This is a genomic window from Candidatus Coatesbacteria bacterium, from assembly GCA_014728225.1.
Classification (GTDB): domain Bacteria; phylum RBG-13-66-14; class RBG-13-66-14; order RBG-13-66-14; family RBG-13-66-14; genus WJLX01.
This window is the reverse complement of the sequence record WJLX01000020.1, coordinates 1-16,207: the sequence shown is the minus strand read 5'-3', so window position 1 is coordinate 16,207 and position 16,207 is coordinate 1. Positions and strand designations below refer to the sequence as shown.

Sequence of the window (16,207 nt, the reverse complement as noted above, 5' to 3'; positions counted from 1 at the left end):
GGCACGGTTTTTGCGGAGGTGAACCGTTTGCTTTCACTCGAACGGTCGCCGAGATGCAAAAACCGTGCCAGTTCAGCGGCGGATTGCGCGGCGACCAGCAGGAGTCCGGTCGGTTTCACCGGCGCCGGGCAAGGCGGCGGGGGTTGTGCTACAATCAAACGTGATTACGCATTGACCGCAAGCGCCATCCACAGGAGAGCCCGATGGACAACGAGCTGAGCCTCGAGCAGCAGGAGATGCGCGACCTGGCCCGGCGGATCGCCGAAGAGAAGATCAAGCCGGTCGCCGCCGAGTACGACGCCAAGCAGGAGTTCCCCTGGCCGATCGTCAAGGTCTTCGCCCAGACGGACATGTTCCGGACCTTCATCCCCACGGCTTACGACGGCCTGGGCGGGGGCATCCTCGATCTGGCCATCGTCACCGAGGAGCTCAGCCGTGGTTGCGGTGGTATCGCCCTGGCCCTGGCGGGTACGGCATTGGGCGCCTACCCGATCATCCTCTTCGGCTCCGAGGAGCAGAAGAAGCGGTACCTGCCCCAGGTGGCCGCGGGGGAGAAGCTCTGCGGCTTCGCGCTGACCGAGCCCGAGGCGGGCTCGGACGCCGGCGGTCAGCGGACCACGGCGAAGAAGGTTGAGGGCGGCTATGTACTCAACGGCACCAAGCAGTGGATCACCAACGGCGGCGAGGCCAAGATCTACGTCGTCTTCGCCGTGACCGATCGCGCCAAGGGCTCCCGCGGGGTCTCGGCCTTCATCGTCGAGGAGGGTGTCGAGGGTTTCAACTACGGCAAGAAGGAGGACAAGATGGGCATCCGGGCCTCCTCGACCCGGGAGCTGTCCTTCTCCGACTGCTTCGTACCCAAAGAGAACCTACTGGGCCGCGAGGGGTTGGGCTTCGCCGTGGCGATGCGCACCCTGGACCGCACCCGTCCGGGGGTGGCCGCCCAGGCGGTGGGTATCGCCCAGGCGGCTTTCGAGCTGGCCGTCAACTACTCCCGGGAGCGCGTGCAGTTCGGCAAGACCATCTCCAGCTTCCAGGCCATCCAGTTCATGCTGGCCGATATGGCGACGGAGATCGAGGCCGCCCGCAGCCTGATCTACAAGGCCGCCCGTTACATCGACGCCGGCAACAAGAGCATCTCCAAGATCAGCGCCATGTCCAAGCTCTACGCGTCCGACGTCGCCATGCGGGTGACCACGGACGCGGTCCAGGTCATGGGCGGTTACGGCTACATGAAGGACTACCCGGCGGAGAAGCTGATGCGTGACGCCAAGATCACCCAGATCTACGAGGGAACCAACCAGATCCAGCGCCTGGTCATCGCCACCAGCCTGATCAAGGAATCCGCCGCCCGGAGCGGCAAGTAAGCCGGCTCGGATCGTCCGCGGTCGGCCGACAGCCGTGCGGCCGGGTCCACCCGCGTCGTCATCGGCGCTAGCGCGGGTCGTCGTCGTCTTTTCACCGTGCGGGACTCCTGCCCAGTGATGCAGACCGGTCCCCCGGTGGTGCGGGGCGCGCCCGACCTCCCCGCCCGGATCGGACGGATGAAGGTTACTCTGCAGACCTGACCCCAGACGCGGGAGCAGGGGGCCCCTTAACCTGCGCACCGATCGCTTTGCTTGACAGAATGATCTGTCTTGGAATCACCTGGGAGTATCTACCTGCTGCACTTCAATAGCTGATCGTTGCACAGGCCGTCAACGGCGGGTTGATCACGCGCGTTGTCCAGTCCGGCCTATGGCTCTCGAGCGCTTTTCAACGGCGCGCTACCGCCGGCGGCGGACCGGGAGTGTCAGTTTCGCTGCTTGACGCTGATCAACTCAACGTAACGGCGAATGCCTTACTTTCAACCGCTCAACTCCAGACGGCCGGGACTGCCAATTGTATAGATTGTAAGGCCGTCGGAACTCTGTTCCACGCCCCGGTTTTCATTCGGCCCTTTTCGCGCTATCAGTTACTTTCCGCTCTCGGCGGACAGGTTCAGCGGCGGGCGGAATCCCACGCTGATCTTGCGCGATTCGTTAAGGCCCAGATTCGCCAGGGGATCGCAGACCCCGTCCAGAGCGGATCATGCTGATAACCTGCTGACAATACGAGCGATGATCCTCGCATGCTTCTCACAAAGCGCGTAGGCTATAACTGGCGGCTAACACGGGCGGGAACGAAAGGAAAGCCGGACAACAGCAGGCCTGCCTTGGCCCGGGCGACGGCCGGCGAACTATGTCCAGATCATCGAATAACAAGCACTTGGGGCATACTTAGCGTGTGTTTGATCAACAACGCAGCATCTCCGCTGGCCGGAGAAGACCGGCTTAACCGCCCGCAATTGGCCGGATTTGGTCCGATCCGGTTTCGTAAGGCCTTCACCGAAGAGCTCGAACAATCTCCACCGGCCGCTTCGAACTGCCGTGCCACTGGTGACTGTTACAGATGACTGATTGGCTGAATGGTTGGATAACAGCTTGGTTGAAGGAGAAATCAACACCACCAACCATCGGGCAGCCCAGTAGTAAGTAGTAGGGGCTGTGGAAAGCTGGATAAGTGACCGTGGGAAAGGATAAGCGTCGTATTATCAACGCTAAAGCTTAACCGGACGGCTTGATAAACACGTGGAGAAGTCCAGCGCGATCCAGCAGACCCCGAGGTGACCCACAAGAGGACAGCTCCAGTGGAGGCAAGCTGATAGAACAAATCACCCCCATGTGGAAAAAGTGTGGAAAAAGTGGATACATCAGCGTTCTCCTTAACGATAACAAGCTGTAAACAACCAATACGGCTCAATCAACAGGGATTAACGTACTTATCCACAAACGGGCTGTGACGATTGCATCATTGTTAACTACAGTGCCTAGAGTAGCTTGGACGTATTGCGAACCGCCTAAGTCGGCGATCGCGCTGTAAGCCCTTGAGCCGACGTGACTGGAAATGTGGACAGGGAGGCCAGGCGATGTCATACGCGTACTTGCGCGAAGAGAGGATCGAGTTCGACGGCGGTCGTCCGGCGCGGTTGTTGACGATCGACCGTCCGAAGATGAACGCTCTCAACGGCGCCTTGCAGGGCGAGCTGGACGCCTACCTAAGGGAGCTGGCGGCGGCCGAGGTCTCCAGCCTGATCATCACCGGCGCCGGACGGGCCTTCGTCGCCGGCGCCGATATCAAGGAGATGGCGGCGCTGGATCGCCCGGCCGCCCTGGAGTTCAGCCGTCAAGGTCAGGCCGTTTTCCGCCGCCTGGAGGCCCTCGACTGCGTGACTATCGCGGCCCTCAACGGTTACGCCCTCGGTGGCGGCTGCGAGCTGGCCCTGGCCTGTGATCTGCGCCTGGCCGCGGAACAGGCCGTGCTGGGACAGCCCGAGGTCCAACTGGGCTTGATCCCCGGCTTCGGCGGTACCCAGCGCCTGCCCCGTATCGTCGGCCCGGCCAAAGCCAAGGAACTGATCCTGATCGGCGGTCAGGTCAAGGCCGACGAGGCCCGGCGGATCGGCCTGGTCAACCGCGTGGTCGAGGCGGAGAGCCTGTTGCCGACGGCCCGGCACTGGGCCGAGCAGATCGCCTCCCGGGGTCCCGTCAGCGTGGCCGCGGCCAAACGGGTCATCCAGGACGGCGTCTGGGGCGCTTTGAAAGAGGAATACGAGCTGGAGGCCCGGGCCTTCGGCGATCTGTTCGCGGGGAACGAGGCCCGGGAGGGCATGACCGCCTTCGTCGAGAAACGGCCGCCCAGGTTCGTCGATTAGACGGCTGAGGTCTGCGGCGTAGCCGTCAGTGGTTGTATCCGGCCGCCGACCTGGGGCGGACTACATGGGGGAGCCGTAGTCGACCAGCCGACGGTTCGTCGTTTTTCAACTCGATGAAGGTCCCGTCTTTCAGCCCCGGCGCCCCGGGAGCCGGCTGCCGACAGCGAATCGATCTAAGACTGTTGCCGTCGCTGACGCTGCATCCGTCGCTCCGTGTTTACACCCGAGTGCATCCCGGCCGGCATTCAATGAAACCGAGGTGCGGCGCAGGCTGCAGTGCTGGTTGTCCGACGGTTGAAAACCGAGCTGAACAGGCGGTTGGCAAGGCGTCGGTCCCTACCAGCCGTCAATCTATCCGCGCCGGTCTTTTTCTCCACCTCGAGGCCGTGGCGCTTAACAGCAGCAGACGCGCTTCAATCAGACTTGACCAGCGGGACGCTGCCGAACCGGAAACGAGAGCTGAGCGATGAGCAACTCCTTCGAGTGGATCTGCCTGGATCTGGGCGGGGTGCTGCACGACGACCGCGGTACCCTGGAGCCGATGCTCGTCGTGGCGGCGCGGTTACTCGGGCTGAGCGTCGACGAGGTACGGGAGCGCCATCGCGCGGAGAAATCGCTGATGGCCGTCCTGCGGCAGGCGGCCGCCGGGGCGGGGACGGACGACTGGCCCTCGCTGTTGCAGGGCTTCCGCCGGGGGGTGGTCGAAGCGCTGGAGGATGCCGACATCCCGCCCTACGCCGAGGTTCCCGAGGCGCTGGACCGGTTGAGCGGCGGCTACAAACTGGCTCTGGCCAGTAACACCCTGGGGTTGGCCCGACCCTGGCTGGAGCATTACGGTTTGACGGAGCATTTCTCCCACCTCCACCTGGCCGGCGAGGTGGGGTACAACAAACCCCGACCGGAGTTCTTCGCCGGTCTGATCGAGGCGACGGGCGCCGCGCCGGGGAAGATCCTGATGGTCGGCGACCGGATAGTCACCGACTGCGCCCCGGCCCTCGAGGCGGGGACGGCCGCGGTGCTGATCCGGCGCTACGAACGGCGCCTCGAGGGATACGAGGATTACGCCGAGCGGTTGTGGGCCGAGGTGCGTGACCTGGACGTGCTGGCTCAACGGCTGGGCCGCTGATTTCAACAAGTTATCAACAAGCGGGATGGAAGGTATGTCCGAGAAGGCGATAAGACAAACAAGCCGAGACAATCGGGAAAAGGCCCGACTGGCGCCATATCTCGAGGGATACCGGGAAAAGGCGCTGGCCGCCAAGAAGGATTTCAACGCCTTCATCGAGGTTATTAACGCGCGCGCGCTGGAAAAGCGAGTTGAACAACTGTCCGCCGCAAAGCCGGCAGACAGTCAGCTTTTTGGCATTCCCCTGGCCGTCAAGGACAACATCTGCTGGAGCGGCGCGCCGACGACCTGCGCCAGCCGCTTGCTCGAGGGCTACCGTCCGAGCTACACGGCCACGGTACTGCAGCGCCTGGAAGACGCCGGCGCCGTGGTTATCGGCAAGACCAACCTCGACGAGTTCGCCTTCGGTTCCTCCAACGAGACCAGCGCGTACGGACCAGTGCTCAACCCCCACGCGACCCGGCGTGTGCCGGGGGGCTCCTCGGGCGGCAGCGCCGTGGCCGTGGCCGTCGGGGCCGCGCCGTTGGCCCTGGGCTCGGACACCGGTGGCAGCGTGCGCCAGCCGGCGGCCTTCTGCGGCGTCTACGGCCTCAAGCCCACCTACGGTCGTCTCTCCCGTCACGGTCTGGTGGCCTTCGCCAGCTCGATGGACCAGATCGGGCTGTTCGCCCGGCACGCCGACGACCTGCGCCTGGCCCTCGAGGTTTGCGCCGGTCCGGACGCCGCCGACGCCACCAGCGCGCCGCCGCCCGCCACTCCCCCCGCCGTTTTCAATGCCGGAAAAGTCGGTGTAATCAAGGAATTCCGCCGACTCGTGGGGTTGCAGCCCGCGGTTGAGCGGGCCCTCGAAGGGCTGCTCGAGGCGTTGCGCAAGCTGGGCTGCGAAGTCGTCGAGGTCTCCCTGCCGACGATCGTCCACTCGACGGCGGTCTATATGCTGACGGCGATCGCCGAGGCCTCGGCCAATCTGGCCCGCTTCGACGGTATCAACTACGGCGTCCGCCGCGCTGAGCATCCCGCCGACGTGGTCAGCGGACCGGCAGCCGACCGCCTGCAGCGCAGCTACGCCGCCAGCCGGGGATTGGGCTTCGGCGACGAGGTCAAGCGGCGGATCATGCTGGGGACCTTCTCCCTGGCCGAGGGCTATTACGACGCCTATTACCTGCGGGCCCAGAAGGTGCGTACGCTGATCCGGCGCGAGTTCGAGCGGGCCTTCGCCGACGTCGAGCTGATCGTCTGCCCGACGACGCCGACGACGGCTTTCCGGCTCGGCGAGAAAACGGCTGACCCCCTGGCGATGTACCTGGCGGATATGTTCACCAACCCGGCCAATCTGGCCGGCATCCCGGCGCTGTCGCTGCCCTGGGGCGCCGATGACGCCGGCCTGCCCATCGGTATGCAACTGCTGGGTCCGCGCTTCGCCGAGGAGCGGATCCTCGGCGCCGCCGAGGACCTCGGCCGCCGCTGAACCGGCTCCAGCCCGACGATCGAGCAGCGGTCCTCCGGGGCCGCTGTTTGTTATCGGCGCCGCCGCGGAATCGTCGACGGCGGGCCAACCTGGCGACCACGGCCGCAAACCCGACGCGACCGCCGTTGCGCGTGATTGAGCTGCGTAAGCGCCAAGGGATCACCCAGCGGAAAGCGACCGCGACAGACCTGTAACCTGGATTAAGATAGTCAGTTATTGATTCGCAGGCCATGCACTGCGGCAGTGTTGCCGGGATCATCAGATGAGATGACCGTCAGCCATTGCAGTTTGAGTTTAGCGGCGTGAGCAAGGATAATATCCCGCCACCGACGAGGGGTGACAATGTGGCGGGGAAGAGCGGGTCGGGGGACCGGCACGTCACCAGTTCCAGCTGCAACTACCGCTACCACTACCGCTGCGCCGAGGGAAGTCAAATATTATAACGTCGCGACAAGCTGTTCAAGCGTCGTCCCCGGGGCGTCGTAACGCGCCGCCGCCGGAAAAACGCAGTGAGATAGCCCGTCTGTTCCGGCTCGGCGTTCCGGCGGCGCGGGTCGCGACGGACCTGGGGACCAGCGCAATACGGCATATCGCTACTAGAAGCTAATCCGCCGGCGCCTCGCCGCCGCTCGCCAATGATACGCTAGTGCTTGGCGAGCGTACTGGGCTGGACGCCGACCTTTTTGGCCGCTCGGGCCGCGGTTGCTTCAAGCCAAAACAGCGCGGCGATCAACTCGCGCTGTTCTACGGCGCTTACACATCCGCTGCCCGTCGCCTAACCTGTAGTGATAGCGATAGTTACCTTCGCGCACTTGACGTGCCTGTGGGGATTACCCTTTGAGCAGGCGGCCACAGCGCCTCCTTTGCTCGTGACGTGACGGCATCCCGTCAACTCTCGTGACTACATGATAATCACAACAGATGACGACCCATGGGCGTTAGGGTATCCCCACCTTTAATCGTCAATGGTGGACCAGAGCCCTTTTTATTGATCCCCAAAGGAAACAACGCTCCCGCCCCTTCGCCGCCGGTCGCCTTTTTCGGGGTCGGTTAGGTAAACAACCAGGCCAGTTACTGTTTTGGTGTTGTCGAAAAAGGTCTTGATAAAATCGCCGACTTGTAATATGGTTGCCGTGGAATATGACTTAACGGTCATAAAATGCTTGAACCGACAACGGGGAGGTAGAGCGGATGGATGAGCAAAGCGCGACCCTGCATCGAACCCTCAATATCTTCAAGGCCCTGGCCGTCGAAACCCGCCTGCGTCTACTTCTGCGGCTACTGGACGGAGAGCGCTGCGTCTGTCAGCTCTACCCCGGCCTGGGCGAGCAATCCAACGTCAGCCGCCACCTGATCAAACTGAGGGAGCTGGGCATCGTCAAGCGGCGCGACGACGCCCAGCGTCACTACTACAGCATAGCCGACGAGCGCATCGATCACATGCTGCGCAAGTTCGGTCTGCGAGCGGAGAAAACCGCGGTGAGCTGCGAGGTCGAATGAAGAACTGGACCAAAGCCCTGTTGATCGTCGGCGTCTTCCTGCTGTTCTACCTCCTGCCCCTGGGCGGTGAGCGGGTGCGTGACGCCGCCGGCGAGGCCGTCACCATGGTCCAGGACTACGCCCGCAACCACTTCCCCAGCGGGATGCTGCCGGCCTTCGTCATCGCCGGCGCGCTGGCGGCCTTCGTTCCCCGGCGGGCGATTCTCAAGTACCTGGGCGCCGGGGCCAAGAAGGTGATCGCCTACGGCGTGGCCAGCGTTTCCGGAGCCCTGCTGGCCGTCTGCAGTTGCACCATCCTGCCGCTGTTCGCCGGGATTTACAGCCGCGGTGCCGGGCTGGGACCGGCGGTGACCTTTCTCTACGCCGGTCCGGCGATCAACGTCGCCGCCATCCTGGTCACCGCGACGGTTCTGGGACCGGAGCTGGGCCTCGCCCGAGCCGTCGGCGCCATCGTCTTCAGTATCGTCATCGGCCTGTTGATGAGCGTCCTGTTCCGCCGCGAAGAGGACCGGCGCCAGACGGAGCTGCAGCGGCAGGATGATCCGCAGGCCGCGGAGGGCCCGCGGGAACTGGCCTCGGCCAAGCTGGTGAGCCTGTTCGTCGCCCTGCTGGCCTTCATGATCCTGTTGAACTGGCGCAGCGGCTTGATAGCCGACAACCGCTGGCTGTTCGCCGGCGGCGCGGCCCTGGTCGTACTGGTGCCGGCTTTCTTCTGGCTGAAGAAGGAGCATTGGCGGCTGTGGGGCGAGGAGACGTGGGATTTCGTCGGGCGCATCGTTCCGCTGTTGTTCCTCGGGGTGATCATCGCCGGTTTCCTCGTCGGCCGACCGGGCGCCGAGGGTCTGATCCCAGCCGCCTGGATCGAAGCCGCCGTCGGCGGCAACACGCTTCTCGCCAACCTGTTGGCCTCGGCCGCCGGGGCGCTGATCTACTTCTGCACGCTGACCGAGGTTCCCGTCCTCCAGGCCCTGCTGGGCGCCGGGATGGGGGGCGGACCCGCCCTGGCGATGCTGTTGGCCGGTCCGGCCCTCTCCCTGCCCAACATGATCGTCATCCGCTCCGTGCTGGGAACCAAGAAGACCGCCGTCTATCTGGTCCTGGTGGTGGTCTTTTCAACGATCACCGGATACCTGTTCGGCTTGCTGTACCCGACCATTACCGTCGCCTGACGACGGCGACAAGGAAAGGAACACTTTGATGCAGGTACGTATCTACGGCATGGGCTGCAGCCGTTGCGCCCGCTTGCACCAGAATGTGATGGTGGCACTCGAAAGATTGGATCTCCAGGCCGCGGTCATCAAGGTCCAGGATTTGAACGACATCGCCGCCGCCGGGGTGACCGCCACACCGGGGCTGGAGATCGACGGCAAGCTGGTCAGCCAGGGTCGCCTGCTGACGGTGGCCCAGCTTCAGGAAAAACTGCGCGGTAGTGCCGCGGAGAACGCCTGAGCCGGATGCTGCGCAGTGAACACCCGAAACGACGAGCTCAAACGCTGCGGCAATGAGTCAAGTCGAAGACCGTCAACAATGTAGCTGGACCGTCCCTCAGCGGGGCTTATCCCTGCCCCTGGTATGCCGGAAACAACCGGGTGTCTGACGCTGAGAGCTGGGGAGGACGACTGAGCCACTTGGCAGAGCAACAGATTGTGAACGGTATCGGGACGGCGAACGATCGACCCCGGCCGACGTAACGAAGAAGCACGGACATACCTGTCCCACGAGTTGCTGACGATGCTCTCGGGCACCGGCGACGGGGTTGAAGCGTCGGGGGAAAAGCGCGACAGGTGTCTTTTCCTGCAGCAGGGATTGCAACCGGGCCGCGGCCTACCCAACGCAGATGCCGGAACTAGCTGTCGAGCACAGAACCGCCACCGGCGAGCGCTTCCCTTCCCTTCCCTTGCCTGCACCCGAACACCGCCTGACGCAGACAAGCCGTAACCACCCGGGGGAACAACAATGGACAATCGACTGCGAGTCGTCTTTCTCTGCGACCACAACCACGCCCGCAGCCAACTGGCCGAGGGCATCTTCCGCCAATTGACCGCCGGGCGGCTGGAGGTCCACAGCGCCGGCTTCGACATCGCCGACAGCGTCCACCCCGCGGCCCGGGCCGAGCTCGAACGGCGGGGGATCGCAACCGCGGGGATGGAGCCCAAGCGGATCGAAGACCTGCCGGCGGATTCCTTCACCTGGGTGATCACCCTCTGCCGGGCGGCCAAGGAGAAGTGCCCCTGGATCCCCGGGGCGCGGACGCTGCACTGGGACATGGAGGATCCGGCCGCGGCCGACGAGCAAGAGTGGTCCGCCGCCTTCCGACGCACCGCCGACGAGCTGGAGGCCGAGATCCGGACCTTGCTGGAGCGGCGCTATCCGCGCTTTCTGGTGTAGCGGCCAGCCCGGCCGACGAAAACGCTCATAGTGAGCGAAGCGGTTGGGCGGCGCGATAGCCAACCGTACCGTCGCACAACGCCGCCCTTGATAGACCCGTTCGGCGGAGCATGGACCGCTGCTCCGCCGCCTTTTTGGGCTCGCGGGGCGAGTAACATTGGCTGAAGCGTGGAGACATCGTCGTCGACGCCACCCGGACAGTCGGCAACCGAACGTCGCGGGGTTCTTTGTCACCCTGAGCCGAGAATAAGGCGGCAATGGGCAGCTAAACCTTTACCGTACGCCCGACTTCTGCTACTCTAGGCTTTTGCGCTTGGCGCAATCCCGCGTCGGCTCGTCCACCCCCACGATCGGCCGACGGAACCTGTGAGCGCAGGGGAGGCATGGTGAAGCAGAAGGTCAACCCGCTGTTTGTAAAATCCGAGCAGTTCACCCGGGTACGCGAGGCCCGCAAGGCCGGCACCTATCCCTACTTCCGTCCCATCTCCTCGGGCGTCTGCGACGAAGTGACCATGGAAGGTCAGCAGGTGCTGATGCTGGGCTCCAACTCCTATCTGGGGCTCAACCATCACCCGCGGGTGATCGAGGCCGCCAAGCGCGCCCTGGACACCTACGGCACCTCCTGCGCCGGTTCTCGCTTCCTCAACGGCACCCTGGACATCCACCTCGAGCTCGAGGAGGAGCTGGCCAAGCTGGTCAACAAACCCAAGGCCCTGGTCTTCACCACCGGCTTCCTGACCAACCTCGGCGTGATCAGCTCCCTGGTCGGCCGCGGCGAGTACATCATCCTCGACAAACTCAACCATGCCTCGATCTACGAGGGTTCCCGTTTGTCCTACGGCAAGCTGATACGTTACCGGCACATGGACATGAAGCACCTCGAGGAGCGCCTGTTCTGGCTGCCGCCCAACAAGGGCAAGCTGATCGTCGTTGACGGCATCTTCAGCATGGAGGGCCACATCGCCCCCCTGGCCAGAGTCGTCGAACTGGCCGCCAAGTACAACGCCGCGGTAATGGTCGACGAGGCCCACGCCATCGGGGTGATGGGCCCCCGGGGCGAGGGCACCGCCGTGCACTTCGGTCTGGAGGAAAAGGTGGACCTGATCATGGGCACCTTCTCCAAGAGCCTGGGCTCGGTGGGCGGATTCATTGCCGGCGAGGAGATAGTGCTGGACTATATCCAGCACATCAGCCGCTCGATGATCTTCTCGGCCAGCCTGCCGGCGCCCAACGCCGCCGCGGCCCTGGAGGCCGTCCGGGTGATGATCGAAGAACCCGAGCACCTCGACCGACTGTGGCACAACACCCGCAAGATGAAGGGCGGCCTGGACGACCTGGGTTTCGACACCTACGGCAGCGAGACCCCGGTGATCCCCGTGATGGTCGGCGCGGACGACACGGCCTGGGAGATGACGATCAAGCTGCAGGAGCGCGGCGTCTTCATCAATCCCGTCATCAGTCCGGCGGTACCCCCCGGCGGGGCGCTGATCCGCATCAGCCTGACGGCGGCCCACAGCGACGAACAGATCGAGCGCGCCCTGGAGACCATGGCCTTGACGGGTCGCGAGCTGGGGATCATCGAGTAGCCGGGGTTCGACGGCCGGTTTTCCGTCCGATGAAGCGAAGTGGATCCGTTTTATGAAGAGCCGTCGCCGCTGTACTTGAAAACTGCCCGAAGGCGCCATACCCGGAAACGCAAGGAACGGACGGCGCCGCCGCAGCGTAGAACCAGTTGTTGATAGACTTGGAAACGGGCGTGGAATAGTCTATAATTTCGCTCGGGAATGCTGTTTCACGTGAAACATCGGCGCCCCAGCCGGCGCATAAACCAGATTTGAGGCTCGATGGCCGAGGAAACCCTTAAAACCGTAGAGCAACCGCCAGAAAGTGAAGCTGAGCGGCCGCGGGGGCCGTCGAAGAAAAAGATGATCGGCGGACAGGCCGTCATCAACGGCGTGATGATGCGCGGCCGGGAGTCCTGCTTCATGGCCCTGCGCAGCCCGTATGATGAGCGCATCGAGACCCTGGAGCTGCCGCTGCCCAGATTCCTCAAGTGGCGCGTCTTCCGCTGGCCCTTCTTCCGCGGCTCCTCGATGGTGCTGGACTCCGCCGTTCTCGGCGTCAAGGCGCTGACGGCCTCGGCGGACTTCGCCGAGAAGGAGGAGCAGAAAAAGGAGGCGGCGGAGAAGGGCGAGTCGCTCGAGGGCATCGACGAGCAGCCCGGTCTGCTCTCCGGCAAGAAGGCGGCGTTGATGCTCGTACCCAGCCTGCTGCTGGGCATCGCCATCTTCATCATCGGGCCCTACTGGGCGGCCCGGGGCTTCGAGGCGCTCTGGCCCCGCCTACTGCCCGAGGGCGGCGTCCTCTTCAACCTGATCGAAGGCCTGGTCCGGGTGCTGATCTTCATCGCCTATCTGCTGCTGATCCGCCGCATGGAGGACGTCAGACTCCTCTTCCGCTACCACGGCGCCGAACACAAGACTATCGCCACCTTCGAGGCCGACAAGGAGCTGACCCCGGCCAACGCCCGCCCGATGAGCCGCCTGCATCCGCGTTGCGGCACCGGCTTCCTGGTCTTCATGCTCATCGCCCTGGTCCTCGTTCACTCCCTGGTCTTCGCCATCCCGGGGATCCAGGAACTCACCCGTTACGAGTGGCTCAACACCGTGCTGGTGATCCTGATGCGTATCGCTCTGATCCCCGTCGTCGCCGGTCTGGCCTACGAGTGGATCCGCCTGGCCGGGCGTTACCCTAGCTCGAAACTGGCCCGCTTCTTCGTCGCCCCGGGATTGGCCACCCAGTTGCTGACCACGGTCGAGCCCGATGACGATCAGGTCGAGGTCGCCATGACCGCCTTCAAGGCCGTCGTCGAGCGCGAGGGCGCCGTCGAGAAACCCGGTGACGAAAAGGCCCCCGTCGCCGCCTGAGCCAGGCTTTCAACCTATGCAACAACCGGGCCCACCGGCCCGGTTGTTGCTTTTTGTACAACCCGATACAGCCCGCCGACGAGACAATCTTCGTGGAAGCTGCCGCTATGGTGGTGGCCCGCCCGGCACTGGCACGGTTTTTGCAGCTCGGCCGCCGTTACGGTTGATGATAACGCTCGGCCTCCGCAAAAACCGTGCCAGTGCCGGGCTGGGGTGCCTGCGGGTTGTGTGGTTTCGGCGGTTGGGTGTCTCGTCGGCGGGGTTGGCTCATCAGCGCTCGTCGTTGTCGTCGAGGGGGTATTCTTCGAGCTCGTCGTAGTCGGGGTAGTCCGCGGGTGGGTCGTCGTCGCCGGGGTGCTGGTGGTGGTGACGGCTGCGGCGGGCCCGACCGGCGAAGAGGAGGCCGAGGTAGATGACGGCGGTGGCGGTGAGGGCGAGGGAGGCCCAGGCGGGCCACTGGCCGGGGTAGATCAGCCAGGTGGAGAGGCTGAGCCCGGGCAGGAGGAGGGCGGTGGTCCAGCCGGTTAGGGCTTTGTAGATTTGCCGGACGCGGCGGCGGTGGGCGTCGAGGGCCAGGCCGATGAAGGCGGCGGCGGGGATCAGGCAGGCGCCGGCCAGGGTCAGGCTGGTTTGGCCGAACCAGCCCTCCCGTAGGCTGAAGTAGACGATGTTGCCGGCGCCGATGATGCAGGCGGCGCCGAGGGCGAAGAGGACGCGGATGCCGAAGGAGCGGGCGCGGCGGCGGGCGAAGCGTGTCAGGCTGCTGATGTTGAAGAGTTCTTGGGGGTTCATCTCGGCTGTCGCGGGCGGGGCGGAGGGTCGGGCGGGTGAAGAAGAAAGCTGGGCTTGTCGGAGCGGCGGAGCCGGTGGTTCTAATAGGTCGGCCGACGGGTTGGAGGTGGTTGCGCTTGGCCGACTGCTGCCGTTCTAGGCGTCGGGATTCCGCCGACGACGGGTCAATGCAAAACAGGCTCCCACCAACAGCAGGCTGCAGGCGATGATGACGGCTGATTCCAGCCAGGCGGGCCAGTTGTCGGGGTAGAAGAGCAGGATGCCGCCGGGTAGGGTGATCGAAACCGCAATAAGGGCCGGCAGGCCCAGGCGGCGGGTCCACTTGAAGCGGCGGCCCCGGCCGCGGTACTCGTCGACGGCGTCCAGGCCGAGACCGAGGAGCAGGCCGCCGGTTAGCAGGAGGGCGGCGAGGAGAGCCAGGCCGTTGAGGTCCAGGGTGCCTTCGTCGAGAGTGATCAGGATCCCGATCGCGCAGGCGGTCAGTCCAGCGATGCCGAGGCCGGTGAGCAGGCGGATTAGTACGAGGCGCAGCCAGCTGGTCAGGCATACGGCGGCGCGATCCAGTTGGTTTCTGAAGGGACGGCTGTTCAAGGCTTAGGGATTACTCAACGACATCCAACCCGACATGGCATAAGCCGTGATGAGGAAGGCTGTTGGAAAGCGGTAAAGCCGTACAGCGGTTTGGGGGAGCAATCAGGACCTGCTGAGGTGGTCCGGACGGAAGGTGTTCATCAGCGCTGGATGATCCCAAGGCTGCTGTGTGTTGCCGGAGGGTCGACTTGTATGCGATCAATACGGGACTGGCGGCCGGGGGAGCCCCGGCGGCGCAGCCTCGTCCCGCCATGTCCGTTGCATCGACGAGAGCTCATGTTCAGCGAACTGGTTTGGCTTGGTCCTGGTCGGTGAAGTCGGGATTTGTTACGTCGAGACCTCGGCGCCGCAGTTGGGGCACTTTTTGCTGAACAGGCCGGGTTTGAAGAGGTTGCCGCAGTTAAGGCAGAGGATGTGACCGGGCGGCAGGTCGGGTTGGGCGCTTCCGTGGCCGTGCTCGGCATCTCGTCGCTGACGGATGCTGTCGACGAGTTCCTCGGTCTCCCGTTTACGCTTGCGGCGGCGCTCGGCCATTGCTTCGTAAAACTCGTCGCTGTAGCCTTCGTCGTTGTCATCGCGCTCCCGGAGGCGCTCGCGGGCTTTGCGCCGGATCTCCTCGGCGACGGAGCTTTCCGTCGTCGCGCCTTCCTCCTGGTCCTCGATTTCGGTGAAGAGGGCCAGATCCTCGTCCGCGGCGTCCTCGTCGGGGCTGTCGAACTCCAGTTCGGTGGTCGGGGCGCGGTAGGGGCGCTGCGGCCGGTCCGCCCGGTAGGGTCGGTGCGCGATGTGCGGGGTCGAGGAGGTCGTCGTCGGGCGAGGGGTGACCCGGGGTCGGCTGCCGCTCGTACCGGTCTTGGAGGCCTCGGCCTGCTGTTTGATCCGGCGGACGAAGCCGCTGATCGCCAGGATGACGATGATCGGCACGATGAAGCCGAAGTTGAACTCGCCCCCCGTGGCGAATGACAGGCCGACGGCGGCCAAGACGATGAAGATCCCGATAGCGATGCTGATGCCCGCCCCTTTTCCGCTGCTGCCGTAAGCCATGTCCTGCCTCCCGGTTGGTACGTTTGCTTCTAGTATAAGCGGAGTTCGGTGGAGGCTGCAAGGTCAATCTCGGACGCTCGGGGAGGGTTGCGGAGCTCTTTGGGCGTCGTTGAGGGGGATGATGGTCCTTCGCGTCTGGTATCTCGCTGGATCAGGAGACGGTCGATCTTTTTGGTAGACCGGTGACGGGCCGCGGGTCGGGCTCTAATGGCCGTCTGTTCGGTTCGGGGGGTCAGTGGCGAATAACGCTGGGGGAGGGAAGAAACCGGGATGGCTGCCGGGCGGTCACCGCGGCCCTGGGGCCGGTCGAGCCGTCGCTTGCCCCACGTTGGATGACGGATACGAAAACTGCCGGGTCGGTCGGTTCCAAGACGTTGGAGTGGGGTTGGGAAACCGCGGGCGCACAGTTAAAGCAGGGGTGCTGCAAGGCTCCAGTCGGCCGGCCTTCAGTTTATGGGATAGTTTACGGGATCATCACAGAAGATGAACATCAGGTATCGCAGTTGGGTACTTTTCTCGGCGTGAACAAGTCTGTTATCCTGCCACCAATAAAGGGGGCAATGTGGCAGGGAAGAGCAGAACTAGAGACCGGCACGTCAAGTGTCCAAGGTGCAACTAGCGCTATCACTACCGCTGCG

The 16,207-nt window shown here is 64.2% G+C and carries 13 protein-coding genes; 10 read left to right on the top strand and 3 right to left on the bottom strand.

All coding sequences use genetic code 11. The annotated features are described in order from the left end of the window. The first annotated feature begins 203 nt into the window (after positions 1–203). From GF399_01825 to GF399_01780, 10 genes are all read left to right on the top strand, one after another. Positions 204–1,367 (top strand): acyl-CoA dehydrogenase, encoded by a 1,164-nt coding sequence (locus GF399_01825; GenBank protein MBD3399052.1) that lies wholly within the window; start codon positions 204–206, stop codon positions 1,365–1,367. Positions 1,368–2,947: 1,580 nt separating this feature from the next. Further along, a complete protein-coding gene (locus tag GF399_01820) occupies positions 2,948–3,733 on the top strand; it encodes a hypothetical protein (GenBank protein ID MBD3399051.1) in 786 nt (261 codons plus the stop codon). Between the two features lie 466 nt (positions 3,734–4,199). After that, complete coding sequence (locus GF399_01815; protein ID MBD3399050.1) at positions 4,200–4,859, top strand: HAD-IA family hydrolase; 660 nt, start codon at positions 4,200–4,202, stop codon at positions 4,857–4,859. Positions 4,860–4,884: 25 nt separating this feature from the next. Further along, complete coding sequence (gatA, locus tag GF399_01810) at positions 4,885–6,327, top strand: Asp-tRNA(Asn)/Glu-tRNA(Gln) amidotransferase subunit GatA (GenBank protein MBD3399049.1); 1,443 nt, start codon at positions 4,885–4,887, stop codon at positions 6,325–6,327. A 1,191-nt stretch (positions 6,328–7,518) separates the two neighbouring features. Then, positions 7,519–7,827, top strand: coding sequence for a metalloregulator ArsR/SmtB family transcription factor (locus GF399_01805; protein MBD3399048.1), 309 nt, complete (start codon positions 7,519–7,521; stop codon positions 7,825–7,827). Next, entirely contained in the window at positions 7,824–8,996 is a 1,173-nt protein-coding gene (locus GF399_01800; protein MBD3399047.1) for a permease, read from the top strand. Before GF399_01805 ends, GF399_01800 begins: the two co-directional genes overlap by 4 nt. 28 nt (positions 8,997–9,024) lie before the next feature. Beyond that, positions 9,025–9,276 carry a thioredoxin family protein gene (locus GF399_01795; protein ID MBD3399046.1) on the top strand — a complete coding sequence of 84 codons (252 nt, stop codon included), beginning with the start codon at positions 9,025–9,027 and terminating at the stop codon, positions 9,274–9,276. 507 nt (positions 9,277–9,783) lie between these two features. Then, positions 9,784–10,215: an arsenate reductase ArsC gene (locus tag GF399_01790; protein MBD3399045.1), complete on the top strand. Its 432-nt coding sequence runs from the start codon at positions 9,784–9,786 to the stop codon at positions 10,213–10,215. Positions 10,216–10,598: 383 nt separating this feature from the next. Continuing rightward, positions 10,599–11,801 (top strand): aminotransferase class I/II-fold pyridoxal phosphate-dependent enzyme, encoded by a 1,203-nt coding sequence (locus tag GF399_01785; GenBank protein MBD3399044.1) that lies wholly within the window; start codon positions 10,599–10,601, stop codon positions 11,799–11,801. Positions 11,802–12,059: 258 nt separating this feature from the next. Next, positions 12,060–13,142, top strand: coding sequence for a DUF1385 domain-containing protein (locus GF399_01780; GenBank protein ID MBD3399043.1), 1,083 nt, complete (start codon positions 12,060–12,062; stop codon positions 13,140–13,142). A 270-nt stretch (positions 13,143–13,412) separates the two neighbouring features. On the opposite strand, the gene GF399_01775 is transcribed toward GF399_01780, so the two are convergent. From GF399_01775 to GF399_01765, 3 genes are all read right to left on the bottom strand, one after another. Further along, positions 13,413–13,934, bottom strand: a complete 522-nt coding sequence (locus GF399_01775) for a hypothetical protein (GenBank protein ID MBD3399042.1) — start codon at positions 13,932–13,934, stop codon at positions 13,413–13,415. Positions 13,935–14,069: 135 nt separating this feature from the next. Then, complete coding sequence (locus GF399_01770; protein MBD3399041.1) at positions 14,070–14,525, bottom strand: hypothetical protein; 456 nt, start codon at positions 14,523–14,525, stop codon at positions 14,070–14,072. 327 nt (positions 14,526–14,852) lie between these two features. Beyond that, positions 14,853–15,569: a hypothetical protein gene (locus GF399_01765; GenBank protein ID MBD3399040.1), complete on the bottom strand. Its 717-nt coding sequence runs from the start codon at positions 15,567–15,569 to the stop codon at positions 14,853–14,855. Between the last annotated feature and the right edge of the window lie 638 nt (positions 15,570–16,207).

Bases quoted from the DNA above. Each gene is read 5' to 3' on its own strand.
- GF399_01800 (MBD3399047.1), top strand. From the start codon at position 7,824: ATGAAGAACTGGACCAAAGCCCTGTTGATCGTCGGCGTCTTCCTGCTG.
- GF399_01825 (MBD3399052.1), top strand. From the start codon at position 204: ATGGACAACGAGCTGAGCCTCGAGCAGCAGGAGATGCGCGACCTGGCC.
- GF399_01775 (MBD3399042.1), bottom strand. From the start codon at position 13,934: ATGAACCCCCAAGAACTCTTCAACATCAGCAGCCTGACACGCTTCGCC.
- GF399_01820 (MBD3399051.1), top strand. From the start codon at position 2,948: ATGTCATACGCGTACTTGCGCGAAGAGAGGATCGAGTTCGACGGCGGT.
- GF399_01765 (MBD3399040.1), bottom strand. From the start codon at position 15,569: ATGGCTTACGGCAGCAGCGGAAAAGGGGCGGGCATCAGCATCGCTATC.
- gatA (MBD3399049.1), top strand. From the start codon at position 4,885: ATGGAAGGTATGTCCGAGAAGGCGATAAGACAAACAAGCCGAGACAAT.
- GF399_01780 (MBD3399043.1), top strand. From the start codon at position 12,060: ATGGCCGAGGAAACCCTTAAAACCGTAGAGCAACCGCCAGAAAGTGAA.
- GF399_01785 (MBD3399044.1), top strand. From the start codon at position 10,599: ATGGTGAAGCAGAAGGTCAACCCGCTGTTTGTAAAATCCGAGCAGTTC.
- GF399_01795 (MBD3399046.1), top strand. From the start codon at position 9,025: ATGCAGGTACGTATCTACGGCATGGGCTGCAGCCGTTGCGCCCGCTTG.
- GF399_01790 (MBD3399045.1), top strand. From the start codon at position 9,784: ATGGACAATCGACTGCGAGTCGTCTTTCTCTGCGACCACAACCACGCC.
- GF399_01805 (MBD3399048.1), top strand. From the start codon at position 7,519: ATGGATGAGCAAAGCGCGACCCTGCATCGAACCCTCAATATCTTCAAG.
- GF399_01815 (MBD3399050.1), top strand. From the start codon at position 4,200: ATGAGCAACTCCTTCGAGTGGATCTGCCTGGATCTGGGCGGGGTGCTG.